The sequence below is a fragment of the Aporhodopirellula sallentina SM41 genome (genome assembly GCF_000346505.1).
Taxonomy (GTDB): domain Bacteria; phylum Planctomycetota; class Planctomycetia; order Pirellulales; family Pirellulaceae; genus Rhodopirellula; species Rhodopirellula sallentina.
This window is the reverse complement of sequence record NZ_ANOH01000318.1, coordinates 1-10,125: the sequence shown is the minus strand read 5'-3', so window position 1 is coordinate 10,125 and position 10,125 is coordinate 1. Positions and strand designations below refer to the sequence as shown.

Below are 10,125 nucleotides of genomic sequence, written 5' to 3'. Positions count from 1 at the left end.
ATGTGTGGGCTGGGGAGTCGATGGCTAATGGCTAATGGCTAATCGCTAATAGCTAATAGCTAATAGCTAATCGCTCGCAGGTGCCTATGACATCGGTGGTCGCTTTCGAATAAAATGCGGGCATCTCCACCGGCGTCGATGCACTGCCCGCGACTGCGTGTTGCTTGGATTGATGTGTTGGGGATCGGTGCGTTGTGTGCCGTTACCTTCCAAACTTCCCACCTTTGCCTGAGTTTCATTTCATGAAATCCCTCCGTTTCGCTCAACGCGTTGCTGCTTCCCAAACACCTTCCGCCGGTCAGTCTGGTTTGGACCGTCGTCAATTGCTTCGTTTCGCCGCTCTTGGGATTGGAACCGCGGCGATGCCGGGCGTGGCTCGGGCGGCGGCGAACGAGGAGGTGCGGATGGCTCTTCTCGGCGCGGGTGGCCGTGGTGGCGAGATCGCTCGTTCGATCGACAATTGCACGAACGCGAAGTTGGTGATGGTTGCTGATCCGGACAAAGGACGTGCCGAAAAGCTGGCTGCGAAGTACGGCGCGAAAGCGGTGACCGACCTGCGAACGGCGTTGAATTCGGATGACGTGGATGCCGTTGCGATCACGACTTGCAACCACTGGCACTGTTTGGCGTCGATTTGGGCGATCGACGCGGGCAAAGATGTCTATGTCGAAAAGCCGTTGTCGCATTCCCAGTGGGAAGGTCGTCAGGTCGTGTTGGCGGCGCAGAAGTCCGGACGGATCGTGCAACTCGGAACGCAACAACGCAGCGATCCGATTCAGATGGAAGCGCGTGAGTTTCTCCACGGCGAGAAAGCTCTCGGTGAGGTCAAGTACGTGCAAGCGAACCGACTCGGTGTGCGTGGTTCGATCGGCAAACGCGACACGCCGCTGACGCCACCGGCTGGTCTCGATTACGACTTGTGGTTGGGCCCGGCGGCGGACGAACCGCTCTATCGCAACAACCTTCATTATGACTGGCACTGGGATTGGAATACCGGCAGCGGCGAGATGGGTAACTGGGGCGTTCACATCCTCGATGACATTCGCAACGTGGCGTACCAAGACACCGTGTCGACACCGAGCCGGATCGTCTGCGGCGGTGGTCGGATCGGTTGGAATGATGCCGGCGAGACGCCCAACGTTCACTTCGCGTTGTTTGAAACGGAAACGTTTCCAACTGTGATCGCGCTGAGCAATTTGCCGCCGAAACCGGGTGTCAAAGGCGTTTGGTCGACAAAGGGACAGATGTCAGTTTCTGCGCCCAATAGCGGCTACGCGGTGGTCTGCGAAGGCGGAACGTATCTGGGGCAACGTGGCGGCGGGAAAGCCCTCGACAAGGATGGCAAGACCATTCGCACGTTCCGATCGGGCAAGTCGACGGTGCCGTTGCACGTGAGTAACTTTGTCGATGCGGTGCAAAGTCGTGACGCGAGCATTCTGATGGCGCCGGTTGAGAACGGCCATCACAGTACCGGATGGTGCAACCTCGCCAACGTCGCCTTCCGTGCCGGTGGGGCGTTTGATGCGGAGCAGTTGAACCGCGCGAGCGATCTGTCTCAGTGGCGAGCGGTGTTGGATGAGATGACGGCGCCGCTGGCTGGCTTTGGTGCGAGTGTGGACGATTTGGTTTCGTGCCCGATGTTGCAACATGATCCGGCGACGGAGCGTTTTGTGGGCGAGCACGCGGAGCTGGCCAACCCGTACCTGCGTCGGGAATACCGCAGCGGGTATGAGATCAAGCCAGCCGTCTAGGTTTGGTTGTCGAGAGCTGCGCGTGGCTGGGCTCGCCAGAGCTCAGGCGGGCTTTGGTATAGAGCCGAAGTCTTGGCGACTCCGGCTACGAGGGGGAGCGTGGGAAGGAGGGCGTTGATTCCGCCGGGGCGAGCCCGGACGGAGATCGGGGGCGTTTTGTGTTGAGTTGGTAGCTGTCAGTTGTTGCTCCGCCGGGACAAGCCCGGGCGGAAGCGTGGTGGTAAGAGCCAACAGCTATGAGCTAATCGCTAATCGCTGCTGAATTCCCGATAGTCTTGGGAACTCCGGCTACGTTTTGGGAGCGCGAGGGGATCGGCGGAGCGGATCGGCCCGTGGGCTTAGGCGGCTTGCTTGGTGGGCGTTTTGGCTGGGGCGACCGACGGCTTTGTTTGGGCACGTTCGTCTTGTCGCTGCCTAGCGATCGCGGCTTCGGTGGGGTCTTCGACGCGTTCGAGTTGCTCGAGAGACGTTTCGATTTGGCTGGCGATCGCGGCGAGGTCGTCATGCTCATGGACTTGGATCGGGTCGCCGAAACGGCAGTCCAATCTTGAGAACGGGATCGGCAACTGCATCCGATCCCATGCTTTCGCGAACAGCCATCGCCGCCGAGCAACGAGCACGACCGGTAGGATGGGAATGTTGGCTTTTTGGGAGAGCATGGCTACTCCCTTTTGGACTTTCCCACGTGGGCCCTTGGGGCCGTCGACAGCGATGACGGCGGGGTGGCCTTGTTGGCAGTGGCGGATGAGTTGAGCCAACGCTGAGGCTCCTCCTTTGCTGCCCCGGCCGCTGCTGCCGCGGATCGGCACGCAGCCACAGGATTCCAACAACGGTGCGATCAGGTCACCGTCACGCGACCGCGACACCAGGGCGCCGGTGTTCGGGTCGGACAATGCCGTCGCGGCGACTTGGTGAGCGTGCAAGATCGCGTAGATGAACTGTCGATCGGAGTGGTACCGAATTTGATCGCGGCGATCATTGACGACGCGGATTCGCACGGTGCGACGGATCAGCGTGAAGAACCAACGCAGGCCGAAGAGTTCCAACCGTTTCCTGATGGAGAGCGGCTTGGCAGCACGGTTTCGAGAGGAACGCTCAGTCGGTCTGTGGTTCGGTTGGGGAGGTGAACTCGCCGAGAGAGAGGACTCGGGGACACGCTCGATGGGGTGGTTCATTCAGTGCTCGTATTGATCCCACGGGATCTCTTGGAAAAGGACACGCATGGATTTCGCGTCGTTGATTCGTTGGGTCATTGCATCGGTGAGTTGACGGTCGATCGTCGTCGTTGATCGCAGTCGAATCTTTGCGGGCGTGCGATCGGCACCGATATGTCGCGTGAGGGTGACGGCGGTTTCGACAGGCAGCATCTTGGCGGACGTCATCACCGCGTTGAGCTTCATGCGGGCGAACGGGGGAACGCCACGCGGTCGAGCGACATTCAGTCGACACGCCCAATCGACGAAACGCCCGTACTCAACGGCCAAGGCGGGCACGTCGGGGCGAATGCCAGTAACGCGGTAAACCGTGTCGGCATACGAGACACTGAATTGACCTTCGTTGGTGCGAGAAGGGACGGCGTCCATTCCGTATCGGTCTCGGTCGGTCGGATCGGTAATCTCGGCTTCAGCACGTGCGGCGAGTTGGATCAAATCTTTCGTCGGGACGCTGGTCCGGAGTTGTCGTTTCCGGTCGAGCAGAATCACCCGTGAGGCCTGCAAGTCGAAGATCGTCCACGGTTGACTTTCGTCGTTCGAAAAATCGTAGTAGGAGCCGTTTTCATACACGACGTGATGCGTGTCGACGGGGGCGGGGTGGTCACCCTGATAGATATGCGTGATCGCCATCCACGCACCCGTTGGTGTGGCGGGGGAGCGATAGCTGGCCGGACGCGCGGGCGTGAAAGGATCGCTCGATGCGATCGGATTTGGGCGAGTTGCTGGAGAATCTTGTGCGTTCAAGCACTGTCCAGGGATGGCCGCGAGCCAAATGAGAGCGACCGCCAGCGCGAGACTCATGCGAGCGACGTTGCTGCGTGAGGACCGTTTCGAAACGGTAGGCCGTCGACTTTCGTGGCGCGAAAGACGGCTCTCGAGGTTGGCAATAAGAAAGAGATTCATGACGTCACCGCGGCGTCGCAAAAGAGACCGAAAACAGGTCAATAACAAATCGCGGCGATGGTCTCTAGGTCAGAATGAAACTGCCTTCCGTCTCGTTGTCGAGAGGAAGGCAGGCGTGTTGGTCGTCGAGTGCGTTCGAGAATGCTTCAACGAGCAAAGATCAGGATCCGTTCGCCGGATCAGATCATTTCTTTGAGGCCCTTGAGTGGGCGGATCGTCAGCTTTTTGCTGGCCGGCTTCGGCGCGAGCCAAATCTCTTCGCCGTTGGCTGGGTTACGACCTTTTCGTTTGGGTTTAGCTGGAACGTCTTTGAGGACGATTTTGCAGAGTCCAGGGATTGCGAATTGGCCGGGCCCACCCTTCTTCAGCGACTTTTCGATTTCGGCTGCCAACGCGTCCAGGACGGCGGCAACGTCTTTCTTGCTCAACTCGGTTTCTTCAGCGATGTTGGCAAGGATTTGGGTCTTTGTGGGCGCTTTGGGTGGAATGGCTGCGGGCATGGGCTGCACCTGTAAATTGGATACTGAGACAGGAAAAACGAGGGAAATCAAAATCGTTTCCACTTCGTAGCGGGTGCAAGTGTTATGTCGGCACCGGAAAACCTGCAACCCTCCTGACCGACAAAAACCACGTGTTTTTACGTGTTTTCGTCGAATTGGGCCCTCGCACCCCCCGAATTAGGTCGCATCTGCGTTTGTCAAGACCTCATCCACCGCTTCGGTGAACGTTTGGACCCCTTCGGAGGTCTGCTCCGCGACACGGTCTCCGGCAGGCGAAATCACCTCCAAAGTCTCCGAAACATCGTTCATTGCGGCGTCAACGTTCGCGGTGGTGGACGTGCCGGACGACTGTGAAATCGACTCTCCGATGCCGATCGGTTCGCCCGATGGTTCGCTCGTGGAGTCATCGTCCGAATCGTCGGTCGGGGTCGTTTCGAGGGTCGCGAGTTCGGCCTGCGAAAGTGGTTCACCTTCGGGGACGAAGACGTCGTTGATGGACGATGCTGCGGCGGCAACCGCGGCCGCGGTAGTACTGGATTCCGACAGGTTCAATTCGCCGGCGCTATTTTCGAGGCTGATGAGAACCAGACGCATGTCACCGGCTTCGCCACGGGTACCGACGACGGTCGTGTCGACGACGTTGGCCGATAGGCTGCCGGCGACCGGTGTGGTGTCGGTCGATCCTGATGGGGCCGGGATCATTCCGCTCACCGTGACCGCGGTTCCGTCATCGTTGAGCTGCACGTCCATGTCCGAGACGATGTCGAGTGCGGCGGTGGAGGCCTGTGCGAAGACCGCTGAGTTTCCGGGGCTGACGGCGGCGAGCACGGCCAACCGAGGTGCCGAGCCGAACCAATCCGAGACGCTGTAGTACGCCGCTTTGACCGAACCGAGGTTGAGTTCAATGGACTCATCGCCTTCGTCCACTTCGCTTTCAATCTCGATCGTTTGGGCGTCGTCTCCGTTATGCAGGAACGGCACTGCGGGAATGTTGAGTTGGTACGATCCCGGCAGCAGGTTGGGAACACTGATGCCGTTGGCGGTCACCAACACGGAACTGTCGTTGAGTGGCAGCGTAACCGCTTGGTTCAGAACATCGGTGCCGGTCAGCGTGAATTGTGACAGGTCACCGCTGAGCAATCCGAACGTGCTGCTGCGGAATTGGATGTCGATCGCACGGAGTTCGTAGTCGGCAACGGTGACGGTCATCGTCGCCGGACCGCTCTTGAGTCCGTTTGAATCTTCGACGAAGAAGTCGAAGGTGACTTCGCCGGTGAAGTCGGCGTCGGCGGGAGTGAACAGGATGGACTGTCCGTCGCTGGAGACCGTGGCGGTGCCGCTGCTCGGGCTGGTCAGGTCGACGAAGCTGAGTGTTTCGTCTGTGTCGACGTTGTCGGGAAGGTCAGAAATCGACAGCACCGTTTGCGCGGTCGAGCCTTTCACCAAGGTGATCGATCCGCCCGAAATCGGCGGTGCGTCGTTGACGCTGGTGACGACGAAGGTCGCCGTCGCGGTCGCGAGTCCACCGCCGGTATCGCGGATGGTGTAGGTGACCGTTTCGGTTCCGTTGAAGTTGGCTGCCGGTTGGTACAACAGCGTGCTGCCGTTGTTGCCGATCGACACGGTTCCGCCGGCCGATGGCGTTCCGACGGCGGTGATCTCGAACGTTTGGTTGTCGGTGTCTCGCGTGTCGTTGGCGAGCACGTCGTAGCTGGCTTGGGCGGCGTCTTCGTTGATCGCCGGATCGCCTGACGCGGGGAACGTGTCGTCGTTCGCGGTCGGCGGGTTGTCCGTCGGGTTCACCGTGACGGTGACCGAAACGGTGTCCGTGCTCGTGCCGTCGCTGAGTGTGTATTCGAACGTGTCGGTACCGACGAACGATGCCGGCGGTGTGTAGTTGACCGACAATCCGTCGCTGGCGATGGTGACCGTGCCTCCGTTGCTCGGCGTGGTCACGCCGGTGACGGTGAGCGTTTCGCCTTCCTCGGCCGTAGACGCTTCGTTGGCGAGCACGTCGAGCGAGTTATTGCTGGAGTCGGCGTCCACGATGAACGTGTCGTCGACACCGACCGGTGGGTCGTTGGTTCCGGTGACGGTCACGGTAACCGGGACCGATTCTTGAACGCCGCCGGGGCCGGAAACTCGGTAGGTGAATTCGGCCGTTCCGACAAAGTCAGTGGCTGGGGTGAAGGTGACATCGCCGTTGTTGAGCGACACGGTTCCGCCGCTAGTCGGCTGGGTCACGCTGACCACCGAGAGCGAACCGGATCCGGACGTGACGGTGTCATTGGCGAGCACGTCGAGCACGGTCGCGCCGCTGTCTTCGACGACGGTGTAGGTGTCGGCGATCGCGGTGAACGATTGACCGATTGCGAGCGAAACGCTTCCGTAGTCGACCGCATCGGCAGGGATGTTGTTGTTGTTGAAGTACAGCAACACTTCGCGGTTGGACGCATCGGCGGGGTCGGTGACGAAGTTGACTGTTCCTGCCGCGAGGGCTTCCATTTCGATCGTCGCGATCAGGGTTTCGACTTCGTTGGTCGGAGCGGTGCTGCTGCTGACGGCCCCGATGTCATCAATCAATCCGGTGCCGATCGTACCTGATCGGGTCACGCCGAATGTGGTTTCGTAATCGATGCTCGACCCGGGGACGGCGCGGACGAGCGTGCCGTCGAAGACGATGTCGGCGTAGGCTGCGAAGATACCGCCTTGGCTGCCCCGTTCGCGTTCGTCGGTACCGTAGAAACGCAGCAGGAACGTGTCGCCGACGTCGAGCGACGTGATGACGTTACCGTTGAGGTCCGTCGCTTCGACTTTGATACCCGCGAGCGGTTCGCCGGCCACGGTGACGGAGAATGACTCAGTGCGGACGTTTCCGGCGCTGTCGGTCAACGTGACGGTAAAGTCATTGCTGCCGATATTGGCCTCGGAGGGTGTCCAATTGATCACCCCGGTGTTCGCCACGATCGTCGCGCCGGTGGGGAACGTGGACAACGCGTAGGTCACGCCGCTGCCTTCTTCGGCGCTGACCAAATCGGTCGTGTAGGCGGTGTTGGCGTTGCCGGTGGTTTTGATGTTGTTGACATCGAACGTCGGCGCGGTTGTGTCATAGAGGACCGTGATCGAGGAGGACAGCGGCCCGGCGGTTCCGTCGATCACTTGGCGGGCGGCCAACGTGTAACTGCCCTGCCCCATCGCCGACAAGTTGTTGGTTGTCACCGCGATGGTGCTGCCCGTGGCGACACCCACACCGATGACCGAGTTGTCAGAGGTATCAATAATTTGCACGGTCGCCCCGGACGTCACTCCGGTGATGTCGAAGGTCAACGATCCGATGTTGGTGACGTTGTCGGTCGAACTCGATCCCGAGTCACTCGAGGAACGCAGGTCGATCGAGGACGGTGCGAGGATGGCGGAATCGTCAAACGTGAATGTGACGACCTGAGTGTCCGACGCACTGCCGGCACCCGATGTGGCGAACACACCGACGGAGACATTCACGTCACCGGTGAAGCCGTCCGCGGCGGTGACTTCGACCAATCCGGTGGTCGGATTGACGACCGCGGTTACTTCGCTCGAACTGGTTCCGCCGATGAAGTAGCTGACCGGGTCGCCTTCAACGTCAACGCTTTCGAGTTGCAACTGCGCGACGTTTCCGTTGGCCAAGATCGGGTCGGCGATCGGCTGCAGGTACGGTTGGCTGTCGATCGGCACGCCCTGGAGACTGAGGTCTTCGGTGACGGTCACCTCGACGACTTCTTGATACTGGTTGCCGTCTTGGTCGGTGATGGTGAACGTGACGTTGGTGGTTCCGGTTGCGCCGAGTGCTTTCAACATCACGACCGAGTTTTCGGTGTCTTCAAAGATCGTGGCGTTGTTGATCGTGACCGTGTTGGTCGGCTTTTCGTTACTATCGGTGTGGTTCTGGCTGATCGCCTCGCGGACGTCTTCGCCCTCGACAAGCTGGCCGAACACCGAGTGGTTGAAGTCGAGGAACCGGGCGTCCGTTTCGGTGACGAAGAACTGCGAGTTGTTGGTATCGTCGGACGATTTGGCGAACGACAACACACCGGTTCGGTTGTGCTGCAGGTCAGGATGGAAGTCGTCGTCGAACGTGCCCAGCGACGAACCACCGGTTCCGGTACCACCGGGATCGCCGGCTTGGATCACGAAGTCACCATCGACACGGTGGAAGATGATCCCATCGTAGAAGCCACTCTCGGCGAGCGTTGCGACACGTCCCGCGGCAACAGGGGCTCGTTGTTCGAACAGTTCAAACACCATGTCGCCGTAGCCGTCCATGTCCAGCCGCAGCGATCGGTTGCCCGTAATCACTTCCGCCGTCAAGAGCGACGGGTTGGCGACAGACACAGTGACGGTGAGCGGGCCGCCTTCGGCGTCGTAACCGTCAACCGGGATATGCAGCGGCGAACCGATGGCAACCGTTTGGTCACCGATTTCGGCGAACGTCGGCCGTTCGTCAGTCGGGTTAACGAAACCGCTTGCTTGGATCAATTCCTCGATCGTCAGAATCTCTTCGTGTCGAGAGTTGTCGGGGAAAATCCAGGTCGGATACGAGGTAATCTCCAGGCTGGCGAACTGTGGGTCTTGCGACCGAGTGGCGTCAGGTAGCGTGACATCGGTGAACGGAAGATATTGGGCACCGTCTTCGAAAAGTTGTTTCTGTTGGGTGCAGGCCGGGCACCAATCGGCACCGTAGAATTCGAATCCGGTTTGGTCCAACCACTTCGCCAATTCGACCAGGTCGAGGCCCGGTTCGCCTTCGGCCTCGACATTCGACGAACCGCGGTCGGTCGAAGATGTATCGGTCGACGATTCGTCGGTGAACGCGGCAACGTTTTCCGCGGGAGCCGTCGGGTCAGTGAACAACAGTTCCACGTCACCGGCCATCATCTGACGGCCCTCGAGCGTTTCGAGCAGCAAGCGACCGCGGTCAGCCGAAATCTTGGCCTGATCACCGCGTCCGGCAGCGTCCATTGCGACCATGCGGGCGAGACGTTGGCGTAGTTTTTGAGCGAGGTTCATCAGCGAGCGTTGGTTGCGGGGAGTGGGTGGCCTGCATTGCCCGAACATTTCATCATGGTCGGTCGTGCTGTTTCGGTGACGGCGTTCGACGGAGGCAGCCGTCGATCCGTTGGCAAAATCGGAAAAGCAGGATGTATCGGAAAAGTCGACCAGGAGCGGTCGCGGTAACAAGGTTTTTCGGCACAGGCGTTGTCGCCTCGCCATTCCGGCGACTCGGCCTAATCGGCGCGGTGGCCGGAAATCCTCCACGGCGGGCTAATCCGCAGAGATTGCCAAAACGGCAACGGTCCCGACACACCTTCGGCGGAGCCAGAATTGGCCCATTAACGTCAGGAACGCGTGGTTTTGCCAATCTTTTCGAACGAACCCACCGCTGATTTCAGGACACGGACGCTAAATATGCAACGCACGACCGCTGTGCCGACCTTACCGATATTGACGTTTGGGAAACGAAATAGGTTCCCAAACGGACCTGTTTTGAGGGTGTCCACTCATGAAGATTCGCAACGACCGAGCCATCGCGTGGAGGATTAGTGAACGCGTGTGAAGTTTGGCGAAAGTGGAAGCCATTCGCCAAGGTGAGCCGCAGTGCGTGAGCACTCGGGTTTTGGGCGTTTTGGGGCTGGGGAATCGGTTGGCGTTTCGACCCGAGGCCTTACGGCCGTTCGGCTCACGTAGCTCGGTCTTTCCAAGACCGAGGCCACACAGGGT

Annotated in this window: 5 protein-coding genes; 1 reads left to right on the top strand and 4 read right to left on the bottom strand. The window is 59.9% G+C overall.

The genetic code is table 11. The features are described from left to right. Positions 1-242: 242 nt before the first annotated feature. Entirely contained in the window at positions 243-1,751 is a 1,509-nt protein-coding gene (locus tag RSSM_RS21060) for a Gfo/Idh/MocA family protein (RefSeq protein ID WP_008683633.1), read from the top strand. Positions 1,752-2,089: 338 nt separating this feature from the next. On the opposite strand, the gene RSSM_RS21055 is transcribed toward RSSM_RS21060, so the two are convergent. The 4 genes from RSSM_RS21055 to RSSM_RS21040 all read right to left on the bottom strand — a co-directional run bounded on the left by RSSM_RS21055 (position 2,090) and on the right by RSSM_RS21040 (position 9,414). Further along, complete coding sequence (locus RSSM_RS21055; RefSeq protein ID WP_063709105.1) at positions 2,090-2,926, bottom strand: DUF374 domain-containing protein; 837 nt, start codon at positions 2,924-2,926, stop codon at positions 2,090-2,092. Continuing rightward, complete coding sequence (locus RSSM_RS21050) at positions 2,927-3,766, bottom strand: hypothetical protein (protein ID WP_201767220.1); 840 nt, start codon at positions 3,764-3,766, stop codon at positions 2,927-2,929. 281 nt (positions 3,767-4,047) lie between these two features. After that, complete coding sequence (locus RSSM_RS21045; RefSeq protein WP_044303187.1) at positions 4,048-4,368, bottom strand: HU family DNA-binding protein; 321 nt, start codon at positions 4,366-4,368, stop codon at positions 4,048-4,050. Between the two features lie 177 nt (positions 4,369-4,545). Continuing rightward, positions 4,546-9,414, bottom strand: a complete 4,869-nt coding sequence (locus tag RSSM_RS21040; RefSeq protein ID WP_008683628.1) for a tandem-95 repeat protein — start codon at positions 9,412-9,414, stop codon at positions 4,546-4,548. Positions 9,415-10,125: the final 711 nt, after the last annotated feature.

Coding starts and splice junctions, on each gene's coding strand:
- RSSM_RS21060 (WP_008683633.1), top strand. CDS start 243: ATGAAATCCCTCCGTTTCGCTCAACGCGTTGCTGCTTCCCAAACACCT.
- RSSM_RS21055 (WP_063709105.1), bottom strand. CDS start 2,926: ATGAACCACCCCATCGAGCGTGTCCCCGAGTCCTCTCTCTCGGCGAGT.
- RSSM_RS21050 (WP_201767220.1), bottom strand. CDS start 3,766: ATGAGTCTCGCGCTGGCGGTCGCTCTCATTTGGCTCGCGGCCATCCCT.
- RSSM_RS21045 (WP_044303187.1), bottom strand. CDS start 4,368: ATGCCCGCAGCCATTCCACCCAAAGCGCCCACAAAGACCCAAATCCTT.
- RSSM_RS21040 (WP_008683628.1), bottom strand. CDS start 9,414: ATGAACCTCGCTCAAAAACTACGCCAACGTCTCGCCCGCATGGTCGCA.